Source organism: Pseudomonas congelans (assembly GCF_900103225.1).
GTDB classification, from domain to species: Bacteria; Pseudomonadota; Gammaproteobacteria; order Pseudomonadales; family Pseudomonadaceae; genus Aquipseudomonas; species Aquipseudomonas congelans.
In genome coordinates this window covers 308261-333104 of the sequence record NZ_FNJH01000002.1, presented here as the reverse complement: position 1 = coordinate 333104, position 24844 = coordinate 308261, and the positions used below count along the sequence as shown (strand labels likewise).

25 protein-coding genes and 1 tRNA gene are annotated in these 24844 nt (G+C 55.9%); 21 read left to right on the top strand and 5 right to left on the bottom strand.

Translation table 11 applies throughout. The features are described 5' to 3' along the window. Positions 1-96: 96 nt before the first annotated feature. The 16 genes from BLR20_RS08505 to BLR20_RS08430 all read left to right on the top strand — a co-directional run bounded on the left by BLR20_RS08505 (position 97) and on the right by BLR20_RS08430 (position 12933). Positions 97-441 carry a ribbon-helix-helix domain-containing protein gene (locus BLR20_RS08505; RefSeq protein WP_025990971.1) on the top strand — a complete coding sequence of 115 codons (345 nt, stop codon included), beginning with the start codon at positions 97-99 and terminating at the stop codon, positions 439-441. Positions 442-734: 293 nt separating this feature from the next. Next, positions 735-2510, top strand: a complete 1776-nt coding sequence (aspS, locus tag BLR20_RS08500; protein ID WP_002554661.1) for an aspartate--tRNA ligase — start codon at positions 735-737, stop codon at positions 2508-2510. Positions 2511-2626: 116 nt separating this feature from the next. After that, positions 2627-3373, top strand: coding sequence for a YebC/PmpR family DNA-binding transcriptional regulator (locus tag BLR20_RS08495; RefSeq protein WP_054994262.1), 747 nt, complete (start codon positions 2627-2629; stop codon positions 3371-3373). Positions 3374-3503: 130 nt separating this feature from the next. Beyond that, the gene (gene ruvC / locus BLR20_RS08490) at positions 3504-4028 is read left to right on the top strand and encodes a crossover junction endodeoxyribonuclease RuvC (RefSeq protein WP_003364732.1); all 525 of its coding nucleotides are present in this window, start codon (positions 3504-3506) and stop codon (positions 4026-4028) included. 70 nt (positions 4029-4098) lie between these two features. Continuing rightward, a complete protein-coding gene (gene ruvA, locus BLR20_RS08485; protein ID WP_054994261.1) occupies positions 4099-4707 on the top strand; it encodes a Holliday junction branch migration protein RuvA in 609 nt (202 codons plus the stop codon). Continuing rightward, positions 4708-5769, top strand: coding sequence for a Holliday junction branch migration DNA helicase RuvB (gene ruvB / locus BLR20_RS08480; RefSeq protein ID WP_054994260.1), 1062 nt, complete (start codon positions 4708-4710; stop codon positions 5767-5769). It begins immediately after the preceding gene. 134 nt (positions 5770-5903) lie between these two features. Next, on the top strand, positions 5904-6371 hold the full coding sequence (ybgC, locus tag BLR20_RS08475) for a tol-pal system-associated acyl-CoA thioesterase (RefSeq protein WP_054994259.1): 468 nt from the start codon (positions 5904-5906) through the stop codon (positions 6369-6371). Next, complete coding sequence (tolQ, locus tag BLR20_RS08470) at positions 6361-7056, top strand: protein TolQ (protein ID WP_002554655.1); 696 nt, start codon at positions 6361-6363, stop codon at positions 7054-7056. Before ybgC ends, tolQ begins: the two co-directional genes overlap by 11 nt. A 14-nt stretch (positions 7057-7070) precedes the next feature. Beyond that, entirely contained in the window at positions 7071-7535 is a 465-nt protein-coding gene (gene tolR, locus BLR20_RS08465; RefSeq protein WP_002554654.1) for a protein TolR, read from the top strand. Beyond that, entirely contained in the window at positions 7535-8605 is a 1071-nt protein-coding gene (gene tolA / locus BLR20_RS08460) for a cell envelope integrity protein TolA (protein ID WP_004406115.1), read from the top strand. Before tolR ends, tolA begins: the two co-directional genes overlap by 1 nt. A gap of 47 nt (positions 8606-8652) precedes the next feature. Next, complete coding sequence (gene tolB / locus BLR20_RS08455; RefSeq protein ID WP_210434907.1) at positions 8653-9903, top strand: Tol-Pal system beta propeller repeat protein TolB; 1251 nt, start codon at positions 8653-8655, stop codon at positions 9901-9903. A gap of 52 nt (positions 9904-9955) precedes the next feature. Further along, positions 9956-10459 (top strand): peptidoglycan-associated lipoprotein Pal, encoded by a 504-nt coding sequence (pal, locus tag BLR20_RS08450; protein ID WP_003314369.1) that lies wholly within the window; start codon positions 9956-9958, stop codon positions 10457-10459. Positions 10460-10465: 6 nt separating this feature from the next. Continuing rightward, on the top strand, positions 10466-11284 hold the full coding sequence (gene ybgF / locus BLR20_RS08445; RefSeq protein ID WP_054994258.1) for a tol-pal system protein YbgF: 819 nt from the start codon (positions 10466-10468) through the stop codon (positions 11282-11284). 171 nt (positions 11285-11455) lie between these two features. Next, a complete protein-coding gene (gene queE / locus BLR20_RS08440; protein ID WP_003390957.1) occupies positions 11456-12103 on the top strand; it encodes a 7-carboxy-7-deazaguanine synthase QueE in 648 nt (215 codons plus the stop codon). Position 12104: 1 nt separating this feature from the next. Beyond that, positions 12105-12794 (top strand): 7-cyano-7-deazaguanine synthase QueC, encoded by a 690-nt coding sequence (gene queC / locus BLR20_RS08435; protein ID WP_003390955.1) that lies wholly within the window; start codon positions 12105-12107, stop codon positions 12792-12794. Between the two features lie 63 nt (positions 12795-12857). Next, positions 12858-12933: transfer RNA gene (locus BLR20_RS08430), tRNA-Lys, on the top strand. Positions 12934-13342: 409 nt separating this feature from the next. Here BLR20_RS08430 and BLR20_RS08425 read toward each other — a convergent pair. The 3 genes from BLR20_RS08425 to BLR20_RS08415 all read right to left on the bottom strand — a co-directional run bounded on the left by BLR20_RS08425 (position 13343) and on the right by BLR20_RS08415 (position 17780). Then, the gene (locus BLR20_RS08425; RefSeq protein WP_054994257.1) at positions 13343-14764 is read right to left on the bottom strand and encodes a site-specific integrase; all 1422 of its coding nucleotides are present in this window, start codon (positions 14762-14764) and stop codon (positions 13343-13345) included. After that, entirely contained in the window at positions 14761-16659 is a 1899-nt protein-coding gene (gene mobH, locus BLR20_RS08420) for a MobH family relaxase (protein WP_054994256.1), read from the bottom strand. The genes BLR20_RS08425 and mobH overlap by 4 nt, the downstream gene beginning before the upstream one ends. A gap of 428 nt (positions 16660-17087) precedes the next feature. Continuing rightward, positions 17088-17780: an SOS response-associated peptidase gene (locus BLR20_RS08415; RefSeq protein WP_054994255.1), complete on the bottom strand. Its 693-nt coding sequence runs from the start codon at positions 17778-17780 to the stop codon at positions 17088-17090. Between the two features lie 113 nt (positions 17781-17893). On the opposite strand from BLR20_RS08415, the gene BLR20_RS08410 reads away from it, so the two are divergent. The 5 genes from BLR20_RS08410 to BLR20_RS08390 all read left to right on the top strand — a co-directional run bounded on the left by BLR20_RS08410 (position 17894) and on the right by BLR20_RS08390 (position 22301). Next, the gene (locus tag BLR20_RS08410) at positions 17894-18328 is read left to right on the top strand and encodes a LexA family protein (RefSeq protein WP_054994254.1); all 435 of its coding nucleotides are present in this window, start codon (positions 17894-17896) and stop codon (positions 18326-18328) included. After that, positions 18315-19595, top strand: a complete 1281-nt coding sequence (gene umuC / locus BLR20_RS08405) for a translesion error-prone DNA polymerase V subunit UmuC (RefSeq protein WP_054994253.1) — start codon at positions 18315-18317, stop codon at positions 19593-19595. Before BLR20_RS08410 ends, umuC begins: the two co-directional genes overlap by 14 nt. A gap of 206 nt (positions 19596-19801) precedes the next feature. Continuing rightward, on the top strand, positions 19802-20272 hold the full coding sequence (locus tag BLR20_RS08400) for a hypothetical protein (protein ID WP_054994252.1): 471 nt from the start codon (positions 19802-19804) through the stop codon (positions 20270-20272). 425 nt (positions 20273-20697) lie between these two features. After that, positions 20698-21183 carry a hypothetical protein gene (locus BLR20_RS08395; protein ID WP_054994251.1) on the top strand — a complete coding sequence of 162 codons (486 nt, stop codon included), beginning with the start codon at positions 20698-20700 and terminating at the stop codon, positions 21181-21183. Positions 21184-21500: 317 nt separating this feature from the next. Beyond that, positions 21501-22301 carry a GNAT family N-acetyltransferase gene (locus tag BLR20_RS08390; protein ID WP_053932078.1) on the top strand — a complete coding sequence of 267 codons (801 nt, stop codon included), beginning with the start codon at positions 21501-21503 and terminating at the stop codon, positions 22299-22301. A gap of 126 nt (positions 22302-22427) precedes the next feature. Here BLR20_RS08390 and tnpC read toward each other — a convergent pair whose 3' ends face one another. Next, positions 22428-23954, bottom strand: coding sequence for an IS66 family transposase (gene tnpC, locus BLR20_RS08385; RefSeq protein WP_054994250.1), 1527 nt, complete (start codon positions 23952-23954; stop codon positions 22428-22430). 83 nt (positions 23955-24037) lie between these two features. Then, positions 24038-24373 (bottom strand): IS66 family insertion sequence element accessory protein TnpB, encoded by a 336-nt coding sequence (gene tnpB, locus BLR20_RS28075; RefSeq protein WP_054994249.1) that lies wholly within the window; start codon positions 24371-24373, stop codon positions 24038-24040. Between the last annotated feature and the right edge of the window lie 471 nt (positions 24374-24844).

The window sequence follows — 24844 nt, the reverse complement described above, 5'->3', positions numbered from 1 at the left end:
ATAAAGTCGCCAATCATGTTTTATACATCGGGATATTTATTTGTTTTTGAATATTTCTTTTGGTGTTTAAAACTCAATGATTCGAAGGTGGCGGTTATGGTGTTACGAAGTGCTGAGCGAGAGCTTAAGTTGTTACATCGGGAGGTGGAAATACGCCATGACCCTTTTGTCGAGGATTTCAATATGACGCTGGCGCAGCCGCATTCGAAATCCGTTCGACTTAATGGTCTGGCCACTTGTCTGCGTCTGGAGAAAGTGTACTGGAACATTCTTTCGGGTATCGCCAGTTCCAATGACTGCTCTGTCAACGCAGTATTGTCCTACATCGATCGGGAGGTTCACTTACGTTACGGTGGCGTCAAGAATTTCAGTGGTCTGATTCGTGTTGTCTGTGTGGCGCATCTTTTGAAGGGCGATTGCCTGGAAAATTCTCACGTCTAGCCTGGCTTTATCCTCATTCCTGCGGGCTCGCCAAGGTGTGCCTGCGCTTTCCCCCGCAGCGCGAGTAAACGGCTCGGCTGCGCGGGGTGGTCACGAACTTATCCGGGCGTTAATAGGTTCGTCCGGCTGCACGGTGCCAATTAACTCTATATAATCCCCTGTCTTGCTAGCGGGCGTGACTCTGTGTGGGCCTGGGCTGACTTTTAGCCCTGTGCCGGTGCCTTGTACCACTGAGCGCAAGCCAGGAGCGAAATCGCCACCGAATTCGAATTACGAGAAGTGAAAACACCATCATGATGCGCAGCCATTATTGCGGCCAACTGAACGAAAGTCTGGAAGGCCAGGAAATTACCCTTTGCGGATGGGTCCACCGTCGTCGTGACCACGGGGGCGTTATCTTCCTTGATATCCGCGACCGTGAAGGCATGGCTCAAGTCGTTTTCGACCCTGATCGTGCCGACAGTTTCGCAGCCGCCGACCGTGTGCGCAGCGAATACGTAGTCAAGGTCGTGGGCAAGGTCCGTGCTCGTCCGGCAGGTGCCGTGAACGCGAACATGGCGTCAGGCGCCATCGAGGTTCTGGGCTACGAGCTCGAGGTGTTGAACGAGTCCGAGACGCCGCCGTTCCCGCTGAACGAGTATTCCGATGTCGGCGAGGAGACACGTCTGCGTTATCGCTTCATCGACCTGCGCCGTCCGGAAATGGCCGAGAAGCTGCGTCTGCGCTCGCGCATCACTACCAGTATCCGTCGCTATCTGGATGACAACGGCTTCCTCGACGTCGAGACGCCGATCCTGACCCGCGCTACACCGGAAGGCGCTCGCGATTATCTGGTTCCAAGCCGCACACACCCGGGCAGCTTCTTCGCCCTGCCACAATCGCCTCAGCTGTTCAAGCAACTGCTGATGGTGGCCGGCTTCGACCGTTACTACCAGATCGCCAAGTGCTTCCGCGACGAGGACCTGCGTGCCGACCGTCAGCCGGAATTCACCCAGATCGACATCGAGACCAGCTTCCTCAACGAAGAGGACATCATCGGTCTGACCGAGAAGATGGTTCGTCAGCTGTTCAAGGAAGTCCTGGACCTGGAGTTCGGTGATTTCCCGCACATGACCTTCGAAGAGGCCATGCGCCGCTACGGTTCCGACAAGCCGGACCTGCGCAACCCGCTGGAACTGGTGGATGTTGCCGATCAGCTCACCGGCGTCGAATTCAAGGTGTTCAGCGGCCCGGCCAACGACCCCAAGGGGCGTGTTGCCGCACTGCGTGTACCGGGCGCCGCCAGCATGGCGCGCAGCCAGATCGACGACTACACCAAGTTCGTCAGCATCTACGGTGCCAAGGGGCTGGCCTACATCAAGGTCAACGAGCGCGCGAAGGGGCCGGAAGGCTTGCAGTCGCCGATCGTCAAGTTCATCCCGGAAGACAACCTGAACGTCATCCTCGATCGCGTTGGTGCGGTTGATGGCGACATCGTTTTCTTCGGTGCGGACAAGTTCAAGATCGTCAGCGAGGCCCTTGGCGCGCTGCGCATCAAGATCGGTAACGACCTCAAGTTGCACACCTGCGAGTGGGCACCGATGTGGGTCGTTGACTTCCCGATGTTCGAAGAAAACGACGACGGCAGCTTCACCGCGTTGCACCACCCCTTCACGGCACCCAAGTGCACGCCTGAAGAGCTGGAAGCCAACCCGGCGACCGCGCTGTCCCGTGCCTACGACATGGTGCTCAACGGCACCGAGCTGGGCGGCGGTTCGATCCGTATTCATCGCAAGGAAATGCAACAGGCGGTGTTCCGTCTGCTGGGCATTGCCGAAGACGAGCAGCAGGAGAAGTTCGGCTTCCTGCTCGATGCCTTGAAGTACGGTGCACCACCGCACGGCGGTCTGGCTTTCGGTCTGGACCGTCTGGTAATGCTGATGACCGGCGCGCAATCGATTCGTGAAGTGATCGCGTTCCCGAAAACCCAGAGCGCGGCCGATGTCATGACCCAGGCGCCTGGTGTTGTCGATGCCAAAGCATTGCGCGAGCTGCACATCCGTCTGCGCGAGCAGCCGAAGGCCGAGTGATGCCGGGCAGGGCGTATCGTCGATACGCCCTGTATCTGCCCTTATTGAGTGAAGCTTTTTGCCCGGTTAATCAGGGCGAAAGGTGAAGGTGTTTCAAAAAGAATCTGGAGCGAAAAATGGCAGGTCATTCTAAGTGGGCGAACATCAAGCACCGCAAAGAGCGTCAGGATGCCAAAAAAGGCAAGATTTTCACCAAGTGGATCCGTGAACTGACCGTTGCTGCGCGTCAGGGTGGCGGTGATCCCGGTTCCAACCCGCGTCTGCGTCTGGCGCTGGACAAGGCACTTGGTGCGAACATGACCCGTGACACCATTGATCGTGCGGTGGCGCGAGGGGTAGGGGCGTCCGACGGTGATGATGTCGAGGAGCTGGGTTACGAGGGCTACGGTCCGGGCGGCGTGGCGATCATGGTCGAAACCATGACCGACAACCGCAATCGTACCGCGGCGGCTGTGCGTCATGCGTTCACCAAGTGCGGCGGCAATCTCGGCACCGACGGCTCTGTTGCCTACCTGTTCGATCGCAAGGGCCAGATCTCCTTCGCTGCCGGTGTCGATGAGGATTCGCTGATCGAGGCTGCCATGGAGGCCGATGCTGACGATGTGGTGACCAACGAAGACGGCTCGATCGATGTGTTCACCTCGTTCTCCGGGTTTTATGCGGTACGTAATGCATTGGAGGTTGCGGGCTTCAAGGCTGCAGACGCAGAGATCGTCATGCTGCCGACCACCAGCGCCGTACTTGATCTGGACACCGCTGAAAAGGTACTCAAGCTGATTGATATGCTCGAAGACCTGGATGACGTACAGAACGTCTATTCAAACGCGGAAATCCCGGACGAAGTGATGGAACAGCTGGGCTGATCGCTCACAGGTAACACCAGGTCGGAAGCCGGGGGAACGAAGCTGTGAGCAACGCGCAGCTATCGGCCCCCGGCTTCTGCCTTTATGCTGCACCTATTGTTTTGCGTGACCTCCTCAAGCTGCAGGCGTTATGACTCTTATTCTTGGTATCGATCCCGGTTCGCGAATCACCGGCTATGGCGTGGTACGCGACACCGGACGGGGCTGTGTCTATGTCGCGTCGGGCTGCATCCGCACCGGCAGCGGCGAGCTGCACGAGCGTTTGCAGATCGTTTATCGCGGCGTGCGGGAGGTCATCAAGACCTACGGACCTGTGACGATGGGCATCGAAAAGGTTTTCATGGCGCGTAACGCCGATTCGGCATTGAAGCTGGGGCAGGCCCGGGGCGCAGCCATCGTGGCGGGTGCCGAAGAGGCGCTGGAAATTGCCGAATACACCGCAACCCAGGTCAAGCAGGCCGTTGCAGGAACTGGCGGTGCCAATAAAGAACAGGTGATGATGATGGTCATGCACCTGCTCAAACTGACCCAAAAGCCGCAAATCGATGCGTCCGATGCTCTTGCCATCGCCCTGTGCCATGCGCATACGCGCTCCAGTCTGATTCCTCACGGCTTGGGCACTGCACGCAGTCGCGGCGGCCGCTTGCGGCTCTGACAGGCATTATGATGATGACGGTGTTCAATTTCTTCGCGCGAGCGACAGGCAACACGAAAGGATCTGAAACGTGATTGGACGTTTACGCGGCTCTCTCGCCGAAAAGCAGCCTCCGCATCTGGTGCTGGATGTCAACGGTGTCGGCTATGAGGTGGAAGTGCCGATGACTACCCTGTACCGGCTGCCGCATGTTGGCGAAACGGTGACATTGCACACCCATCTTGTGGTCCGCGAAGACGCGCATCTGTTGTACGGCTTCTACGAAAAGCGTGAGCGTGAGCTGTTTCGTGAGCTGATCCGGCTCAATGGCGTCGGCCCCAAGCTGGCGCTGGCGCTGATGTCCGGTCTGGAAGTCGATGAGCTGGTGCGTTGCGTGCAGGCGCAGGACACTTCGGCGCTGACGCGCATTCCCGGCGTGGGCAAGAAGACCGCCGAGCGGCTGCTGGTCGAGCTCAAGGACCGTTTCAAGGCCTGGGAGTCCTTGCCAGGCACCTTTACGCTGGTTTCCAATGGCCTCAATCAGGCTGAGCCTGTGGCATCGGCAGAATCCGATGCGGTCAGCGCACTGATTTCGCTGGGCTACAAACCTCAGGAGGCGAGCAAGGCTGTCTCCGCCATCAAGGAAAAAGATTTGAGCAGTGCGGATCTGATTCGCCGTGCGTTGAAGGGGATGGGTTAAGTGATAGACGCCGACCGCCTGATAACCGCCTCTGGTGGCCGTGATCGTGATGAACAGATGGACCGCGCGATTCGGCCACTGAGCCTCGCAGACTACATCGGCCAGCCGACCGTGCGCGAGCAGATGGAGTTGTTCATCCAGGCTGCCCGTGGTCGCAGCGAAGCGCTGGATCACACACTGATCTTCGGTCCGCCCGGTCTGGGCAAAACCACGCTCGCCAACATCATCGCTCAGGAAATGGGCGTGTCGATCAAGAGTACGTCCGGCCCGGTCCTCGAGCGGCCCGGTGATCTGGCAGCGATCCTGACCAATCTCGAACCCAACGACGTGCTGTTCATCGACGAGATCCATCGTCTGTCGCCGATCGTCGAGGAAGTGCTGTACCCGGCAATGGAAGACTTTCAGCTCGACATCATGATTGGTGAGGGGCCGGCAGCGCGTTCCATCAAGCTTGATCTGCCGCCGTTCACGCTGGTCGGCGCGACCACTCGTGCCGGCATGCTGACCAATCCGTTGCGCGACCGCTTCGGCATCGTGCAGCGGCTGGAGTTTTACAACATTGCCGATCTTTCGACGATTGTCTCGCGCTCGGCAGGCATTCTGGGGTTGGTCATCGAGCCGCAGGGCGCTTTCGAGATCGCCAGGCGCGCGCGTGGCACGCCGCGTATCGCCAACCGCCTGTTGCGTCGGGTAAGGGATTTCGCCGAGGTGCGTGGCAACGGGCAGATTACCCGGCAGACCGCTGACAAGGCCCTTAACCTGCTGGACGTCGACGAGCACGGCTTCGATCATCAGGACCGGCGTTTGCTGCTGACCATGATCGAGAAGTTCGACGGTGGTCCGGTAGGTATCGACAGCCTGGCGGCGGCCATCAGCGAAGAGCGTCATACAATCGAGGACGTACTCGAGCCCTATTTGATCCAGCAAGGCTATATCATGCGCACACCTCGCGGGCGTGTGGTGACCCGGCACGCGTATCTGCATTTCGGCCTGAATATCCCGTCGAGGATGGGCGAGATACCGATACCGGACGATTTCGGCGATGAGCCTGTGGATTTATAGCAATGGTTTGCAATTTATTTGCGTTCTGCGTGGTCACATTGCCAGTCCTGCCGCCGATACCTGTAACTAAGTGGCAAAACGTTGAAAAACAGTTGCCTGACCCGATTGGCAACCCGAGGAGTAAGCTCTAGAGTATGCGCGCGCAAAACGGGGTTCAGTCGTTCGCACATCGCTGTCGCGTTTATTACGAGGACACCGATGCCGGCGGCATCGTCTACTACGTCAATTATCTGAAATTCATGGAGCGGGCTCGTACCGAGCGGCTACGGGAATTGGGCTTTGCCCAATCCGAACTGGCGCAGGAAAACCTTTTATTTGTCGTGTACTCCAGTGAGGCGCGTTATCACAAGCCGGCGCGGCTGGATGACGAGCTGCTCGTCAGTGCAGAAGTAACCGAATTGAATCGCGTCAGCCTGCGCTTTAAACAGCAGATCAGGCGGGCGTCGGATGCAACGCTGCTCTGTGAAGGGCAGTTCCTGGTGGCGTGTGTACGCGCCGATAGTTTTAAACCCCGGGCCATTCCCGAAGCTCTGCGAGCGGCCTTTGCCGACCAGGGCGGCGCGGGCATACATTCAGAGCAGGAGATAAAGCGTGGAAGCTAACGTCGTCGACCATTCCTCCATGTGGAGTTTGGTCAGCAATGCCAGCATTGTTGTTCAGTTGGTAATGCTGATTCTGGTAGCTGCTTCGGTCACTTCGTGGATCGTGATTTTTCAGCGCAGCAACATGCTGCGTGCAGGTCGACGTGCACTGGACAGCTTTGAAGAGCGTTTCTGGTCGGGTATCGATCTGTCCAAGCTGTACCGTCAGGCGGGCAGCAATCCCGATCCTGACTCGGGCGTCGAGCAGATCTTCCGGGCCGGTTTCAAGGAATTCTCGCGTCTGCGTCAGCAGTCCGGCGTCGATCCTGATGCGGTCATGGAAGGTGTGGCGCGCGCCATGCGGGTTGCCATCTCCCGCGAGGAAGAGAAACTCGAAGCCGGTCTGCCGTATCTGGCGACCGTCGGTTCTACCAGTCCTTATGTCGGTCTGTTCGGTACTGTCTGGGGGATCATGAACTCCTTCCGCGGTCTGGCGACTGCGCAGCAGGCAACGCTGGCTACTGTGGCACCGGGTATTGCCGAAGCACTGATTGCAACGGCCATCGGCCTGTTTGCAGCCATTCCGGCCGTTATTGCCTACAACCGTTTCGCCGCGCGTAGTGAGACCTTGATCAGCCGTTACTACACGTTTGCTGACGAGTTCCAGGCCATCCTGCACCGTAAAGTGCACACCAGCGAAGAGTGAGCAGGTAATTCCCCATGGCTTTAATCGCTCGAGATCGTCGCAGAAAACGCAAGCCGGTCGCCGAAATGAACGTAGTGCCCTACATCGACGTGATGCTGGTGTTGCTCGTGATTTTCATGGTGACGGCTCCCATGATCAACCAGGGCGTGAAAGTCGACTTGCCCAAGGTCTCCAGCGAGGCTTTGCCGCAAGACAACAACAATCAGGTCCTGACCATTTCGATCAAGGCTGACAAGACCTATTACTGGAACCTTGGCAGCGAAGTCGATACCGACAAGCAGATGGACAAGGCAATGACCCTGCCACAGCTGACTGCCGCCGTGACCAAGATCGTCGCTGCCGGTCGCGACGCAGGCAAGCAGACCCAGGTTTTCATTCGTGGTGACAAGACCGTCGATTACGGCTCGGTCATGGGCACGATGGGCGGGCTGCAGAAGGCTGGGGTCGGGAATGTTGGCTTGATTACCGAGGCACCCTGATGCAGCCGATTCGAGAGCCGTCCGCCTCGGAAAGCTACTTCTGGCCCAGTGTCTGGGCCGTGGCATTGCATATTCTGATTTTCGGCATGCTGTTCGTCAGCTTTGCCATGACTCCGGATCTGCCCGAAGCCAAGCCTATCGTTCAGGCAACGCTCTATCAGCTCAAGTCCAAGAGCCAGGCCACTACCCAGACCAACCAGAAGATTGCCGGTGAGGCGAAGAAAACCGCTGCACGACAGACAGAAGTCGAACAGCTGGAGCAGAAAAAGATCGAGCAGCAAAAACAGGAAGCTGTAAAAGCTGCGGAACAAAAGAAAGAAGAGTCAGCTCAAAAAGCCGAAGAGCAGAAAGCTGCCGACGAAGCCAAAAAGGCCGAACAGAAAGCAGAGGAGGCCAAAAAGGCTGACGATGCCAAGAAAGCCGATGAAGCCAAGAAGGTTGCCGACGCCAAAAAGCTTGAAGAGAAGCAGCTGGCTGATATAGCCAAGAAGAAGGCCGAAGACGAGGCGAAGAAAAAAGCCGAAGAAGACGCCAAGAAAGCTGCTGCCGAGGAAGCCAAGAAGCAGGCTGCTGATGAGGCCAAGAAAAAGGCCGCAGAAGACGCCAAGAAAAAGGCTGCCGAGGACGCGAAGAAAAAAGCCGCTGCCGATTCCGCCAAGAAGGCGCAGGAAGCAGCTCGTAAATCCGCTGAAGACAAGAAGGCGCAGGCACTGGCCGATTTGCTGTCCGACAAACCGGAGCGGCAACAGGCTTTGGCTGACGAGCGGGGCGATGAAACGGCTGGCAGTTTCGATGACCTGATTCGTGTCAGGGCTTCCGAAGGCTGGAGTCGTCCACCATCGGCACGTAACAACATGTCGGTAACGTTGCAGATCGGGATGTTGCCGGACGGTACGATTGCCTCTGTATCGATTGCCAAATCCAGTGGCGACGGACCGTTTGACAGCTCTGCGGTTGCTGCGGTGAAGAACATTGGACGTTTGACAGAAATGCAGGGTCTGAAGCCGGCTGACTTCGCGCCCTATCGTTCATTCAAGATGACATTCACACCTGGAGATCTAGCCTTGTGATCAACCTTTTTCGAGGACTGCTGGTCGTTCTCTGTTTCGCATCCGCAATGGTGTCGGCAGAAGAAAAGAACATTCTGGTCACCAGCGGCAGTGACCGTGCAGCGCCCATCGCTGTTGTGCCTTTCGGATGGCAGGGCGGTAACGTTCTGCCTGAAGACATGGCCGAAATCATAAGCAACGATCTGCGCAACTCCGGCTACTACGCGCCGATCCCGAAGCAGAACATGATCAGCTTGCCGACCCAGGCCAGCGAAGTCATTTTCCGTGACTGGAAAGCGCTGGGTGCGCAGTACGTCATGGTCGGCAACATCACGCCTGCCGGCGGACGTCTGCAGATCCAGTACGCACTGTTCAACGTGGCTACCGAGCAGCAGGTTCTGACCGGTAACGTATCGGGTACCAATGACCAGCTGCGCGACATGGCGCACTACATTGCTGACCAGTCGTTCGAGAAGCTCACCGGTATCAAGGGTGCGTTTTCAACACGTATGCTTTACGTGACGGCCGAACGCTTCTCGGAGAACAACACGCGTTACACCCTGCAGCGTTCGGATTACGACGGTGCTCGTGCGGTAACCCTGTTGCAATCCCGTGAGCCGATCCTGTCGCCGCGTTTCGCCCCGGACGGCAAGCGTATTGCCTATGTCTCGTTTGAGCAGAAGCGTCCACGCATCTTCGTTCAGCACATCGACACCGGTCGTCGTGAACAGATCACCAACTTCGAAGGCCTGAACGGCGCGCCCGCCTGGTCGCCGGATGGCAGCAAGCTGGCGTTCGTGCTGTCCAAGGACGGTAACCCGGAGATCTACGTGATCAATCTGGCGTCGCGCCAATTGAGCCGCGTCACCAACGATTCTTCGATTGATACTGAACCTTTCTTCGGTAAGGACGGGTCTACGCTATACTTCACGTCGGACCGTGGCGGCAAGCCACAGATCTACAAGACCAATATTAATGGCGGCGGTGCCGAACGCGTGACGTTCGTGGGTAACTACAACGCCAACCCGAAATTGTCAGCCGATGAAAAGACGCTGGTAATGATTCACCGGCAGGACGGCTTCACTAATTTCAAGGTAGCAGTGCAGGATTTGGCCCGCGGTAGCGTAAAAATCCTCACAGATAGCAACCTTGATGAGTCGCCTACTGTTGCGCCCAACGGCACCATGGTAATCTACGCCACCCGCCAGCAGGGCCGGGGAGTCTTGATGCTCGTGTCCATTAACGGACGCGTAAGGCTCCCGCTTCCTACCGCTCAAGGCGAAGTCAGAGAACCTTCCTGGTCCCCTTACCTGAACTGACGCGGCGCTACACGATTTGCTTAACACACTGGGGTTCATTAGGAGTTTCAAGATGGAAATGCTGAAGTTTGGTAAATTTGCTGCGCTGGCTCTGGCCATGGCTGTAGCTGTAGGTTGCTCGTCCAAAGGCGGCGACAATGCCGGTGCAGGCGGTGCTGCTGTTGATCCTAACGCTGGTTACGGCGCCAACTCGGGTGCTGTTGACGGCTCCCTGAGCGAAGAAGCTGCTCTGCGCGCAATCACCACCTTCTACTTCGAATACGACAGTTCGGACCTGAAGCCAGAAGCCATGCGCTCCCTGGACGTGCACGCCAAAGACCTGAAAGCTAACGGCGCTCGCGTTGTTCTGGAAGGCAACACCGACGAACGTGGTACTCGCGAGTACAACATGGCACTGGGCGAGCGTCGTGCGAAAGCCGTTCAGCGCTACCTGGTACTGCAAGGTGTTTCCCCAGCTCAGCTGGAACTGGTTTCCTACGGCGAAGAGCGTCCAGTTGCTACCGGCAACGACGAGCAGTCCTGGGCTCAAAACCGTCGCGTCGAACTGCGTAAGTAATTTGACATGCGAACGTGCCGACGTGCTCTAACCGTTTTGGCCCTCGCCCTTCCGCTTTCAGCGTTGGGTGCGGCACCTGTGGTCGATAACAATTCTGGCTCTGGCAGCAGCAGTTATCCGCCAGCGGGTTATGGCACGTCCGGCGCCTATGCCGGGGGAGGGGTTACGGCCCCTGCCTCGGCACAAGGTCAGCTGTTCATGCAGCTGCAGCAAATGCAGGACGAAATCGCGCGTTTGCGCGGTGTTGTCGAGGTCCAGCAAAATGACATCCAGCGCATGAAGCAGGAAGCTCTGGAGCGTTATCAGGAACTCGATCAACGTATAGCCAGTGGCGCATCCGCTCCGGCTACCAATAATTCCCAACCTGCTGGTGGCGCTATCGACGCCGGCGGGACGCCTTCGGCCTCAGCGGCTCAGCAGGCACCGGCAGCAGGCACCGAGCCTCCTGATCCGGCGAAGGAGAAGCTTTATTACGAAGCAGCCTTCGATTTGATCAAGGCAAAGGATTTCGACAAGGCCAGTCAGGCCTTCACCGCTTTCCTGCGCAAATACCCCAACAGTTCGTATGCGGGCAATGCCCAATACTGGCTGGGTGAAGTCAATCTGGCCAAAGGCGACCTTCAGGGCGCCGGTCAGGCGTTCGCCAAAGTCAGTCAGCAGTATCCGAAGCATGCCAAGGTGCCTGATTCGCTGTACAAGCTGGCTGATGTCGAACGCCGTCTGGGTCATACCGACAAGGTAAAAGGCATATTGCAGCAGGTCGTCGCCCAGTATCCGGGCACTTCAGCTGCACAATTGGCGCAACGAGATCTCCAGCGCCTTTGATGTCCTGACCCGCTGATCAAGAAAGCCGCGCTAGTCGCGGCTTTTTTCGTTAGAATCTCGCACCCGAAATTCCGGTACACCTTACGCTTTTCTGGATTCCGCGATTGCCGAGTCCCTTGAAGTGCCTGACGGAGGCGGACGGCCTGTTTAGCTGTTACGCCCGTGGCTGATATGCAAGACACATTACGCATCACCGAAATCTTTCACTCGTTGCAGGGTGAAACCCGTACGGCTGGCCTGCCCACCGTATTTGTTCGCCTTACCGGCTGCCCGTTGCGCTGTCAGTACTGCGACAGTGCCTACGCGTTCAGCGGCGGCACCATTCAGACGCTGGACGATATCCTTGGGCAAGTGGCCTCCTATCGCCCTCGTTATGTCTGCGTCACCGGTGGCGAGCCGCTCGCCCAGCCCAATGCCATTCCGTTGCTGAAGCGTCTTTGCGACGCGGGCTATGAAGTGTCTCTGGAAACCAGTGGCGCGCTGGATATCTCTGCGGTGGATCCTCGTGTCAGTCGCGTGGTAGACCTCAAGACCCCAGGGTCAAAAGAAGTCTCGCGTAACCGCTACGAGAACATGGAACTGCTGACGGCCAACGATCAGGTCAAATTCGTGATCTGCTCGCGTGAAGATTACGACTGGGCCGTTTCCAAGCTGATTCAGTACGGTCTTGATCGTCGTGCGGGCGAAGTTCTGTTCTCTGCCAGCCACCACGAGCTCAAGGGGCGAGATCTGGCAGACTGGATCGTGGCCGACAACCTGCCGGTACGCCTGCAGATGCAGTTGCATAAAATTCTTTGGGACGACGAGCCGGGGCGCTGATATGAGTGAATTGACCAAGACTGAAAAAAGAGCCGTGATCCTTCTGTCAGGTGGCCTGGATTCTGCGACCGTGGTAGCCATGGCGCGCGCCGAGGGGTACGTGTGTTACACCATGAGCTTCGACTACGGCCAGCGTCATCGCGCCGAGCTGGATGCCGCTGCGCGGGTTGCCGGTGATCTCGGTGCCGTGGAGCACAAGGTCATCGGCCTGAACCTCAACGGTATTGGCGGCTCGGCATTGACCGACAGCTCCATTGCCGTGCCTGAGTCGCCTTCTGAAGGCATTCCGGTCACCTACGTACCGGCACGCAACACCGTCTTCCTGTCGCTCGCCCTGGGCTGGGCTGAGGTCCTGGGCGCGCGGGATATCTTCATCGGCGTCAATGCCGTGGATTACTCGGGCTATCCTGATTGCCGTCCCGAGTTTGTCGAGTCATTCGAGCGCATGGCCAATCTCGCTACCAAGGCCGGTGTGGAAGGGCAGGGCTTCACGATCAGGGCGCCGCTGCAGAATCTGAGCAAGTCGGACATCGTCAAGGCAGGTACCGCGTTGGGGGTTGATTACTCGCTGACGGTTTCCTGCTACCAGGCTGACGACCAGGGCCGTGCTTGTGGCAAATGCGACAGCTGCCGCTTGCGCGCCGAGGGCTTTACCGCTGCCGGTATCGCAGACCCGACTCGTTATTTTTAAAGTTTTTCAAAAAAGGTGTTGAATTACTGATAAAAATCAGTAATATACGCGCCACACAACAGAGGGTCGTTAGCTCAGTTGGTAGAGCAGTTGGCTTTTAACCAATTGGTCGTAGGTTCGAATCCCACACGACCCACCATTTCGAAAATCTGGAAGGCCCATGAAAATGCGGATTTCCAGGTTTTTTTTTGCCTTGCAGATTATCCAGCCTGAGGTGGGGTAGCTGATTGGGCTTCCGTCACGGCATTGAGGCAACGATCTGTAAGGCAGCTGGCTAGTCTTTCGAAGCTGAAGGCAGGCGATACCGTTTGAGCGCGATGCGCACCCAGACAAGCAGCCGTCTGTCGCGAAACATAGCGCCGGCAAGCCGTGATGTCAAATTGCAAGGCGGAGTGCAGCTTCAGAGCTACTGGAGGCCACGCATATTTTTTCATCCTGACGCAGTGCGTGGCTGTTATCGGCTATCTTTGCACGTTTACTGAAACTGAATACATGCTCTGGTCGAGCGCTCATGATGATGGCATTTAGGGATCCGCCGCACCGTCGACTCACTTTACAGATCCACTGCTCCAAGGGATCCTGTAATAGCCGTCGGGCGATTGAATAGATGCCTTGCCTTCACTGATTGTGCCTATGTCTTCTTCGGCTGCAATCTGAACAACCATCTCTCCAGCAGCATTTTCCCTGATCCAGCGAGCAATATCCTCCAATTCGCCGAACTCATATTCCATCTCCGGTGCGTCCGATATCAAACTCAATGCCTGCGCTTTGGCCTCGTTTGAGGTGGCGGGCTCGCTATGAACAGAAACTGGTGTGGATTTTAATACATTGACCAAAGGTGCGGTCGACATCAGTTCCAGACGCTCCGCTATAGGGGGATTGGAGGCCGTATCGTCGGCTTTTTTGGCCTCACTCGATTCGGTCGTCGCCGGTTGCAGCTCTGTCCCGGATACCAAGCTCACCCGCGGTACTGCGCTGCCAGCCGCAGGGCCTGAACTTTTGGGGATTATCGGTCTAACTAGATAATTGATTTTGGCCTGTTGTTGACCTCTTTCATTCATAACTTCTCGCATCAGATCGTAGTCTGGTTCTATATACTCCATCGTCGTTGCTATATTTGAATGATTCAGCAGATTCTTTGTGATGTGAATATTACGCTCGGGCTGCCTCATCAGTTCGCTGGCTATCGTGTGCCTAAAGCGGTGCGGTGTCATGCGCGTGCCAGTCATATTGGTCAGCTTTTTGTACATGGCCTCCACCTGATCAGAGTTCATATACTCCCGTTTGTAGTGACCGGAGAATCTGTTGATATTGAAAACTTGGTCATTACCAGAAAAGCCAACCTTCTTGGCTGTGTCCATCACCAGCACCAGATGCGGCATCAGTCCATCAGGTATTGGAATCATAAACTCCCGGTGCGTTTTCTCTGTTTCTCCCCTCACTCTTATCAGTCTCTGTCCCAGATCTACGTTTTCGTACCTCAAGCACAGCAGCGCGTTGAGTCTTATGCCTGTGTAATAGAAGGTTTCAAACACTGCCAGCCAGAACCATGCTGGAGTGATCTCTGATCGTTTTCCAGTCGATAGTTCCTCTTGTACGAGAAACCTTAGCCAGTTACGTGCCCGAACAATGACGTCGTTGCCAATCGTCTTCTTCGGACGTTTGGTAGGCATGACACGGGTATCCTTTAGCGGATTTACTTTCAGCTCGACAAGCCCGTGCTCCATTGCGTACCTATACACCGTCCGCAGATGGCTTGAGTAAGTATTCCAGCTTCGCTTGGAGATCCTTGCCAGTTCCGATCGGCGCCATTCGAGCATGTCTCGATGAGTGGTTTCGCAGGCTAGGCATTCGCCAAAAAAGTTCACGTACGCTTTTGTAGCAGCTCTGTAAATCTTTACTGTGTCAGGACGAAGGTCATGGGTGAGGATGTACTCCTGGGTCAGTTCCGGAAGCGTCATCGGTTTCATTCAGATGTGTCCTTGTCTACCAATTCTGCCAAGCTGATGACCGGATTGTCATAGGGCACCTCGCTGAAAACGTCGGTAGGCTCTATGAGCAGATAGCCCCGCAGTTGCTTGCTTTTTCGTGGTCCTTTGACCAGGCATGTCCAGATGTTCAGGCCTGCGCCAGTCTTGCGATGTTTTTTCAGCTTCTCAAAAGAACGCTGAACGACCTGCCAAGCTTCCAGATCCCGCTCTTTAGCCTCACGCTCTATGTCTGGGTGCTCAAGTGCGTAACGTTTGAATATGTCCGGGCTAACTAGGAACGCGGTGCCATCCACGGTATGCACACGAGCCTTGGCGTCATTGATGATGATCCTGTGGGAGATCACGCCCCCCTTCAGCCAGGTGAGGAAATTCAAGCCGTGGCTTGAGCTACCTTCCGGCGAGACTTTTGCCGGCTCTTCGACCGGAGCTTTGTCGTTCGTTGCCTTGATACCCACAAGCTGCCGAGGTTGGCTAAGACTGGTAGCTGCCGGAGGAGGGGGCAAAAAGGGAATCTGATCATCATCGTCTAACGGCTCGGGTGCTGGTTGAGTCGGTGCTGTCGCTACCGGGTCGGGGAACAGATCGAGCAGCTCGTCCAGTGCATCAAAATCTTTTGCTGCAGCAGGCGCTTGCTTAGGTCTCGGGGGCGCTGCTGATACTGCAGGCGTATTTTTGCTGTTCACGGGTTGAGACTCTTCGCCTCCAGCAGGAGCTGGCTCGTTTTCATCTGCCGCTGGTGCAGATTCCACTGTCAGAGTGCCGGTATAGGTCTCAGGCCTATCAGTGGTGTTCGGCCAAATCAGCGCCGGCGCTATTTTCAGCACCGTGAACGTGTTCTTCCAGCCGCGACCATTGTCGATGCTGGCCTTCCAAATGGCTTTTCCCTCTCCGTTGGGCTGAATGATCGCCTGATCCTGGAGCAGGTTAAACATCGGGGCGTTGGATGAGGGGATGTGTTCGATACCCTGAGACAGTAGAAGAGCTCTGAGCTGATCTACGGCCGGCTTGCTGACAAGCCACAAGCCTTCCTGGGTCAGCCATCCGTCTGAGGGACCGTCGGGCTGGTTCAACTTGAATTTATCCGCAATGAGCATCCTCAGGCCTTCAGCCAGCTGCCGTTGGATAGACTGCTTGGGCGCTGACATAGCTCGGCCTGGATTGCCTCCGAGTTCCTGTGCCACGGAAGCCTGGTCAGCTTGGGAGACAATTTCACCAAGGATATCGGCATGCTCATACTGACCTGCGAACGCGAACACGAGTTGAGACCAGAGCTCGGGAAACCCGCTGAGCCAGTCCAATGCCTTCGCCGGAATCACATTGGAGTAGATCAGCGACGAAGCTGCTCCATGCAACCGATAGTCTCGACCTTTCACGTACTTGAATCGGTATGGCTGATCCAGAGGCCCGTGCCATGGATGCCAGATAGTGCCATCTGCGAGTTCAACTTTGACGTCTACCGCAATCTTGCCCAGGTCGTGGACGAGCGCACCATAGGCCGATGCTGCAGACCATGCTTCTGACTGAGCCGCCTGCGACTCGGGCGGCGCTCCGATGGGGAGCAGATACATTTGCCGTATCTTAAGTGCGTAGGCGACGATTTCGAGACCGTGATCCAGCATGCCACCATGATATGCATGGTGATGATTCTCAGAGGCTGGGAGATGCTGCGCCAAGGCTGCGTAGCTCTTGAATGCCTGCATGTAAAGCGTCTCGAACTGCTCACGGGGCAGAGAGGTCCGCTGCCAGATGTTTTCAATCAACTGGCGCCGTCGGGAAGTCGACAGCAACGCGTCGGGAGATTCTGGTTTGAAAAAGCCTGCAGCAGCATTGGACGAGATCGGAGACGCTTTTCTTCGCGTGAAGAAACTAAGCATTTAGGCACCCATGATGAAGTCATTGGTGGGCCTTTTGCTTTATATGGCTCAGCGTGACAAGTCGAAACCTATATCCATCCTGGAAAGGTTATATACATAAGCCGTCACTTGATTGGCTGGGATCCAAACAGTGACAGAATCGGATGTTGCCACGCTTGCGTAAAAAAATGTAGCCTCCAAGTGACTGTTAAGTAACATTTTTTGTAAATTTCATTTTTATTGAGGACGCCTTTCGAACCCTTTCGGCATCCATTTCCGGCGGACTCGCCGGCCCTTTCGGGTAAGGCACTTACCCTTATTCCCCCATTCCATTCAAACCCTTCGCTTTGCCATTTGCTTCAGCCCATTTCGCCCTTTCGGTGCGGACTACCTGGGGCAGACGAATACGGACAGCCGTTGGTCGGGTCGAAGTCAAAGGCGTTGGGCAGTCAAAGCTCAACGGGCTGGATGAGCTCCGGTCCTTGATTCCGCACGTTCCCCACTGCGCGATCAACCGGGAACCACTCAAAATCGTCAACAATCCTGCAGTGCTCTTTTGCCAACGCTTCGGCTTTCTGCGGTGTAGTTTCGGAATCAAGCCATGCCCGCGCATCTTCTGCCGTCAGTACCACCGGGCGGCGATCATGAATGTCCACCATTCCCGAGTCGCTTGCCGACGTGATGATGACAAACCCGTCGCCATCATGCGGCTCAAGCCCTCTGTGGACCTGGGCCAATGCCGCGAAGAACATAGGTTTTTTACTCTTGAGACGGATGAAGTAGGGCTGCTTTTTCTTGGGGTCATCCGGGTCCTTCACCCATTCAAACCAACCGTTCGCTGGGGCAACTGCCCGTCCGGTAGGCCAGAGCTCTTTGAAGAACTTTCCCGTCATTACGGTTTCGACTCGAGCGTTGATTGGGGCTGGTCGTTTGCCTTTCGCCCAGAAAGGCTCCCACCCCCACCGAACCTTGTCGAAACTCAGACCCTCCTCGGTGGGACGGATGATCTCAACCCGAGTGCTAGGAGCCACGTTGTAGCGCTCTATGGGCAGGAGGTCGTTCCCATTGATCACGATCTGCTCTGGGGCAAGCTCCTTGAGGTAGTGGTCCATGGATTCGTAGATCGAGTAGCGTCCGCACATGATGTCACCCCTAATGTCACTCGTCGAAAATGCCTTTCAGTAAGATTGACCGCGCGCTGGCCAGAGAGTTAACTGTATATCTATACAGCTAACTTTATAGAAAGGTCTTCATCATGAGCGTAGTCATTCTTGGTCCGTTGTCTGAAGGGGGTATCAAGCTACCGCTCTACTCATTTCAGGTGCCAGCTGGGTTTGCTTCTCCCGCTGTCGATTACATCGAGAAGCACGTGTCCCTGGACGAGCTGGCCGAGGTACGGGCACCGCATGTGTACCTGGCGAAAATTCTCGGAGACAGCATGATTGGGGCAGGTATTTTTGATAAGGATCTGATCGTCGTCGATCGCAGTCGCACTGCCGAGCATGGAGAGATCGTCGTGGCAGCGCTTAACAATTCGGAACCGATTTGCAAGCGGCTCTTCATGATGGATGGGGTTGTCAAACTTCAATCCGAAAATAGTGCCTACCCGTCCAAGCACATCCTTGAGGGTGACAACCTCGTCATCTGGGGCGTAGTGAACTACAGCATGCGCCGTCATGCAAAAGCATGAGCCTATTTTCGCGCTTATCGATTGCAATTGCTTCTATGCCAGCTGCGAGCGTGTTTTTCGTCCGGATCTGGAGAAGACGCCCATCGTGGTACTCAGCAATAACGACGGTTGTGTCATAGCTCGAAGTTACGATGCCAAGCCGTTTGTAAAAATGGGCGCGCCCTATTTCCAGATCAAAGAACTGCTGCGCCGCAACGGGATCAAGGTTTTCAGCAGCAATTACGGCCTATACGGCGACATGAGCGAACGTGTCATGTCGATCATCGAGTCGATGGTGCCAGCCTCTGAGGTCTACAGCATTGATGAGGCGTTTGCAGACCTCACTGGGATCCCCGGAGATCTAACAGCTTTCGGTCGACGCATCCGGGCGAACATTCTTAAATGCACTGGCATTCCTGTGGGTGTGGGTATCGGTCCTACGAAAACGCTCGCCAAGCTGGCAAACCACACTGCTAAGCGACTGCTATCCCATACAGGCGGTGTTGTAGACATTTGCGACCTGCATAACCGCAACTGGGTACTGCGTAATACGGCGGTCTCAGAGGTCTGGGGGGTAGGGAAGAAGATGAATGCCCACCTGGAGGCTATGAACATCCGCACCGCAATGGACCTTGCAACCGCCGACCCGCGTACTCTGCGCGACCGGTTCAGCGTGGTCATTGAAAAGACCGCACGTGAGCTGGCAGGTACTTCGTGCCTGGAGCTGGGGGAAGCTGCGCCACCCAAGCAGGAGATCTGTTGCAGCCGAATGTTCGGCAAACGGCTAACCACCATTCAGCCTATCAAAGAGGCGGTGGCCACCTACACTCAGCGTGCGGCCGAGAAGCTCCGTTCTCAAAACTCGCTGTGCAAGAAGATCCGCGTCAGCATCCGTACCGGCATGTTCAATCCGGAAGAAGCCAAGTACGCCAACGGCGCTTTGGTTGAATTGCCATACCCCACCAACGACGTGCGCTTGATGACCAGGGCGGCGACTGATGCAGTGGATCGTTTGTTTCGACCGGGGTTTAAGTACAGCAAAGCTGAGGTTCTGTTGCTGGATCTGAGACAGCCTGGCGAATTTACGGATGACATGTTCGCTGCTTCGCAGCCGGCATCTTCAGAGAAGGTGATGGGAGTCCTGGACGAGATCAATACACGCTGGGGCAGAGGGACTTTACGAGCTGGGAGTGTTCCTTCCAATCCGGAGTGGGCTATGCGTCGCGAGCTGATGAGTCAAAGTTATACGACCAGGCTCGATCAGCTGTGGGAGGTGAAAAGTCTCTAGTAGCTCTGTAACGTGCGTAATCGCATGGACTTGACCACCCATTTGCATTCGACTTGACCAATTGTTTGCATCGGATCCGACCCGCGCAATGGGCGCGCCTTGACCGGCAGGGGTCGGCCAAAAGCGGTCTTTGGGAACGACGCTTTAACATGTTCAAATCGCACCCGGTTAATGATCAGATTGTTCATTTTTAGGAAGCATTGTGAATGCCTGTTTTTGAAATTCTGCCGCTGGAAGCAATCGGCCCCGCGCGGCTTGGCGCTTCACGCGCAGCAGCAAGGGAAGCAATGTCTGTGAATGGATTCCCGCTTGAACGATCCTATGGCCGCGTCGATTATTTCTGCGAAGCCTCCATCCAGCTTGAGTACGACCCTAGCGATCAAGTCCAGTTCATAGGCGTTTCCGGAAACTCTCAGCTCAACTTCACGTTTAGAGGGGTTGATGTTTTTTCCATATCTGCGACTGAATTGTTTTCACTAATGGCTGCCTCGGACGATTCCGGCTCCCATGAGTTCGACCGGTATGAGTACTGCTTTCCGAACCAGATACTCACGCTTTGGGATGCTGATGAACAATATGACCGTCAAGGCGGAGAAGAACGTGAGGTGTGGGGCCAAGTCGGGATTGGCAATGATGCTTATGTGGCAGCCATCGAAGCTATTGAGAAAAAGCTATAGCTCGCTAGACGGCACTCGCTTAGGAATGGGGTATTTAGGCTGCGACGGTCACCGCTGACCTGAAATCACCTTCGGTGACAGGTAGCTATGAGTCGATAGCTGCCTTCCGCGATTGGCCGCTTTCGACCGATGGTGTTGAAAAAGTCGCTCCGCTAAAACTGCCCGGATATTGACCGGGGAAAATGCAACTTTTGCACGTTGCTACGTGAAATCTGAGGCCGGAAGCCTCAACCAAAAATAAGGATTTCAATCTTAGACGCGTACTTTTCTGCCGTAGAAACCAAGGCCGACTTTTTCAACAGAATCGACCCAAAGCTGCCGGTCAGATCCCATGGATGTCGGACAAATAGCCCAAACGCCTACGCATTCCCAGGCTGATATTTGAGAGGGTAAACTGAGCACCTTTCCATCTGTGTGGTACCAATATGGACATCAATCTACTGACCGAATCCATGCTTGGCCACTGGCGTGCTCCCTCGGGTGTCTGGCAATGCGAATTCCAGTTCGGCAGCCGATTGATTTACGTCCAGCACCACAATGACGAGCCACCTTACGCCAGGCTCGCCGCTGCGCAACGCGCGGTCAAGGCTACGTGGGATGATTTGCCCCAGGCACTGACGTTTGCCGAACAGCACTGTAAAGCACAGATGCCCGAACTGATGCGGTTGTACGAAACCCACATGCCGTGGGAATCTCCGTTGTTCGTGTACTCGATCCACTTCGATCTCGACAAACCTTACCCTAGCTATACCATTTCCAAGAATCCTGACTTCGATTGGGATCGCATCCTGATCGACGAAGATGAACTGTGCCAGGAACACAGTGTTTGCATGGAGCAATATGAGCCAAAGGATAACTTTTGGATTTACGTCAGGCGCGTGGGGTTTCGGCAATTCGAGCTTGGGGATTAGCTTGGCAATCAACTATGTATACCCCCCAGCCCCTGAATCACCGCTGATTAAGTAGACACTGGAGAGTGTCCGCTTCTGACCCAGAGTGTGTAAAAACGCTAAATCGGGTTTTCTATAGCGTAAGCGTCCGCCGAACACCTCTTGCGTGATTAAGCGGATGGCGTGGGGTTAGGAAGGTGAGCGGGCCGGATGGCTACAATGCTTTCGGCCCAAAGCGGAGGCCGGAGCAGGTTATCTACCAGCAGGTGTGTTTGCAGGTGCGTTTTGTTTAATTTGCCGCTACCTTTCTGGGAAATCACGCAATAAGGACTATGCACATGAATGTTGGAATGGCTTATGCAATTGAGGCTGCAGAAAGCGAGTATTTGTGTGCCCGCGTCGAGAGCTTGTCTCGGATAAGTGGAAACCCTTTTGGTGCTCGTGTGTTTTTCAACGAAACTTTTCCATGCTTTCAAGTGAAGGCATCACCTAGCCCGATGCTCAATCGCATCTACGGCGATAGCACCGGCAGGCCCCAGTCACTATTGAGCTTGCTCAAGGAGTCGGCAGAGTATTCGACCGTAACGCCTCTTATCGGAAAGGCCTCGACTATGGAACAGTACGCTTTTGTGGGGGAGAAGCGGCTGGAGCGGCTGAGGGGGTGGACGCATCTTCAACTCGCGTGCGCCATCGAGAACGTGGTCTTGAATCAGCACTCATTCGAAATCGAAGAGGCTACCTCAAAAACGCTTCCTGAGTTCGCAGCCGTGCATGCGAGTGGATTTCATACCAAACCAGAGCATCTTCAGTTGAGCCAGGCTTCGTTCGCAGGACTGATGCCAAATGAACGTCTGAAGATCTACGTTCTTAAAGCTGATGGAAAAATCGTCGCAGGAGCGTTGATGTACCTGGCCAGCAATGGAGTTGCCTACCTTGGGACTGCTGCCACCCGAAAAAATGCACGAGGACAGGGCTACCATGGAGCCCTGATATCTCATCGGATAGAGCAAGCAAAGAAGCACGGCAGCCTTGTGATCGCCGCGACCGCGCTTCCCAGCTCGCAAAGTCGCCGAAATTTGCAGCGTACAGGGCTAACGACATCCCACGCTCAAGCGCTATATCGCCTGGTAGATAGCTGAAGTCTGCTCTTCGACGCGTCGCTGGCACCCACCGCAAAGTAACCGTCCGGTAGGCACGTCTTGAGGGATCATCTTAGGCCGATGGCGCGAGCAAGACGTAAGCGCGGGGCATCCCATCTTGCGCAACTAAATTGGTTGCCATCGATGCGGCAGCAGTTCTTCGACTTCACTCGCCCGCTGTGTCGGCAGGCGTGTAAGAACATCCTTCAAGTAAGCGTACGGATCATGTCCGTTGAGCCGCGCCGACTGGATCAAACTCATGATCGCCGCCGCACGTTTACCGCTGCGTAACGAGCCCGCGAACAGCCAGTTCGAGCGCCCAAGAGCCCACGGCCGGATTTGATTCTCGCACCAGTTATTATCGATGGGCACAGCACCGTCATCGAGATAGCGCGTCAGCGCTATCCAGCGTTTGAGGCTGTAATCCAGCGCCTTGGCGATGGCCGAACCCTCAGGCACAAGCTGTCTTTGGGCGATCATCCAGGTATGAAGTTCGTCGGTGATTGGCGCTGCTTTTTCCTGCCGTATTCGCTGCCGATCACCCGGCTCCAGCTCTCGGACTTCTCGTTCAACTTCGTACAAGGCCGCGATGTAGTGCAACGCTTTTTCGGCGACCTGGCTCTTGTTGGTCGCGTGCAAGTCGAAGAACTTCCGGCGGGCATGGGCCATGCAGCCGATCTCCGTAACGCCCAGTTCAAAGCCTGCCTTGTAGCCGGCAAAGTCATCGCAGACCAGCTTGCCGTTCCAACTGCCCAAGAAGGCTCGGGCATGTTCGCCAGCGCGGCTCGGGCTGAAGTCGTAAACGACCGCCGCCAGGTTGGAGAACTGACTGGTGGCATAGGCCCAGACGTAAGCGCGATGAGTTTTTTTCACGCCAGGCGTCAGCATTTGTACTGGCGTTTCGTCGGCGTGAACGACGCCGTGCGTCAGCACGGCTTCGCGCAGCGCATCAACCAGCGGCTGTAATTGCACGCCGCAGTTGCCCACCCACTGCGCCAAGGTCGAACGGGCGATGGGCAGCCCGGCGCGGCCGAAGATTTTCTCTTGGCGATACAGCGGCAGATGGTCGGCGAACTTGGCCACCATGATGTGGGCCAGCAGGCCGGCGGTCGGGATGCCCTTGTCGATGACCTGCGCCGGAACTGGTGCCTGGATCAGGGTTTCGCACTGATCGCAGACCCACTTGCCACGGATGTGACGCTCCACGGTGAACACGCCCGGCGTGTAGTCGAGCTTCTCGCTGACATCCTCGCCGATGCGCTTGAGGGCGCAACCGCACTGGCAGTGGCTGTTGTCCGGTTCGTGATGGATCAGTGAGCGAGGAAACTGCGGTGGCAGAGGTGCGCGCTTGGGTTGCTGGCGCACTTTGGCTTCGACAGGTGCCGGTTGCAGCGCCTCAAGTTCGGCTTCGATAGCGGCGATATCCGTATCGATCAAGTCGTCGAGCAGGCTGGCTTGATCCGGGCTCAACTGCTCGCTGCGCTTGGCAAACTTGAAGCGTTTGAGCAGCGCGATCTCGTGGGCCAGTTTCTCGTTGACCGACTTGTGATGAGTGATTTGCTTGTCCATCGTTTCGACGCGCTGGATCAACTGCGCCGCCAATGCGCGCAGTTCTTCAGGGTTTAATTGATCGAGATTCGGATGCAAAGTCATGCCGCCGATTTTGCCAGAGAGGGCTAGTAGCGGCGATAGACTGATGGGCCAATTGCGCTGGCAAGCATGCCATGGCAGGCGAGTTAGAGGACTGTGATGGCTCCTCCGGAACCGACGCGTTGCCAAGGTAAGCCGAGCACCAAGGCTTGAAGTTGCTCTGCATCCAACTCGACTTCAGAGCCGTGCCGCACGCCTGGCCAAAAGAAGCGCCCTTGATTCAAGCGCCGGGCTGCAAGCCAAATCCCCACGCCGTCATGCACCAGCACTTTCATACGATTGGCGCGCCGGTTGGTGAATAGATAAGCACAGTGCGGCTTCGCCGCACCGAACACCGCCACGACCCGCGCCAGCGCAGTTTCAGTGCCAGCGCGCATGTCCATGGGCTCGGTGGCGAGCCAGATGGAGTCGATGCGGATCATCGCAGCAGGTCTCGCAGGAAAGCAGAACACCCCGCTGCATTTTCTGCCGGCCAACTCACCACAACTACGCCTTTTGAATACGGCACTTCGATTCGGATCGTGGCAGAAAGGGCCTGATGCATCTCCTGCGTTAACACTTTGGGTAATCATAGCAACGTTAGCCGGGTCTTCACGTACTCTGACGTAAGCACGATATGCTACTGAATTTGAAGTTGAAGGGCTTACCCATGGATGTAATTTCAGCGCACCGATTTTGTAAAAATCACCGAGCCCAAATTGAAGCAAGTGATCGTTGTGGCTGTTTTTACTGCTTAAGTGTGTTTTCGTCCGCAGAAATCACAGAGTGGGTCGATCTGGATACCACCGCTTTGTGTCCGAAGTGTGGGATTGACGCGGTCATCGGCTCAGCATCCAGCGCGCCGGTTAACCCAGAGTTTCTTTCGAAAATGAACGAGCACTGGTTTTAGACGA

Excerpts from the sequence above, each read along its gene's own strand:
- BLR20_RS08505 (WP_025990971.1), top strand. The coding sequence starts at position 97 with ATGGTGTTACGAAGTGCTGAGCGAGAGCTTAAGTTGTTACATCGGGAG.
- aspS (WP_002554661.1), top strand. The coding sequence starts at position 735 with ATGATGCGCAGCCATTATTGCGGCCAACTGAACGAAAGTCTGGAAGGC.
- BLR20_RS08495 (WP_054994262.1), top strand. The coding sequence starts at position 2,627 with ATGGCAGGTCATTCTAAGTGGGCGAACATCAAGCACCGCAAAGAGCGT.
- ruvC (WP_003364732.1), top strand. The coding sequence starts at position 3,504 with ATGACTCTTATTCTTGGTATCGATCCCGGTTCGCGAATCACCGGCTAT.
- ybgC (WP_054994259.1), top strand. The coding sequence starts at position 5,904 with ATGCGCGCGCAAAACGGGGTTCAGTCGTTCGCACATCGCTGTCGCGTT.
- tolR (WP_002554654.1), top strand. The coding sequence starts at position 7,071 with ATGGCTTTAATCGCTCGAGATCGTCGCAGAAAACGCAAGCCGGTCGCC.
- tolA (WP_004406115.1), top strand. The coding sequence starts at position 7,535 with ATGCAGCCGATTCGAGAGCCGTCCGCCTCGGAAAGCTACTTCTGGCCC.
- tolB (WP_210434907.1), top strand. The coding sequence starts at position 8,653 with ATGGTGTCGGCAGAAGAAAAGAACATTCTGGTCACCAGCGGCAGTGAC.
- pal (WP_003314369.1), top strand. The coding sequence starts at position 9,956 with ATGGAAATGCTGAAGTTTGGTAAATTTGCTGCGCTGGCTCTGGCCATG.
- ybgF (WP_054994258.1), top strand. The coding sequence starts at position 10,466 with ATGCGAACGTGCCGACGTGCTCTAACCGTTTTGGCCCTCGCCCTTCCG.
- queE (WP_003390957.1), top strand. The coding sequence starts at position 11,456 with ATGCAAGACACATTACGCATCACCGAAATCTTTCACTCGTTGCAGGGT.
- queC (WP_003390955.1), top strand. The coding sequence starts at position 12,105 with ATGAGTGAATTGACCAAGACTGAAAAAAGAGCCGTGATCCTTCTGTCA.
- BLR20_RS08425 (WP_054994257.1), bottom strand. The coding sequence starts at position 14,764 with ATGAAACCGATGACGCTTCCGGAACTGACCCAGGAGTACATCCTCACC.
- mobH (WP_054994256.1), bottom strand. The coding sequence starts at position 16,659 with ATGCTTAGTTTCTTCACGCGAAGAAAAGCGTCTCCGATCTCGTCCAAT.
- BLR20_RS08415 (WP_054994255.1), bottom strand. The coding sequence starts at position 17,780 with ATGTGCGGACGCTACTCGATCTACGAATCCATGGACCACTACCTCAAG.
- BLR20_RS08410 (WP_054994254.1), top strand. The coding sequence starts at position 17,894 with ATGAGCGTAGTCATTCTTGGTCCGTTGTCTGAAGGGGGTATCAAGCTA.
- umuC (WP_054994253.1), top strand. The coding sequence starts at position 18,315 with ATGCAAAAGCATGAGCCTATTTTCGCGCTTATCGATTGCAATTGCTTC.
- BLR20_RS08400 (WP_054994252.1), top strand. The coding sequence starts at position 19,802 with ATGCCTGTTTTTGAAATTCTGCCGCTGGAAGCAATCGGCCCCGCGCGG.
- BLR20_RS08395 (WP_054994251.1), top strand. The coding sequence starts at position 20,698 with ATGGACATCAATCTACTGACCGAATCCATGCTTGGCCACTGGCGTGCT.
- BLR20_RS08390 (WP_053932078.1), top strand. The coding sequence starts at position 21,501 with ATGAATGTTGGAATGGCTTATGCAATTGAGGCTGCAGAAAGCGAGTAT.
- tnpC (WP_054994250.1), bottom strand. The coding sequence starts at position 23,954 with ATGACTTTGCATCCGAATCTCGATCAATTAAACCCTGAAGAACTGCGC.
- tnpB (WP_054994249.1), bottom strand. The coding sequence starts at position 24,373 with ATGATCCGCATCGACTCCATCTGGCTCGCCACCGAGCCCATGGACATG.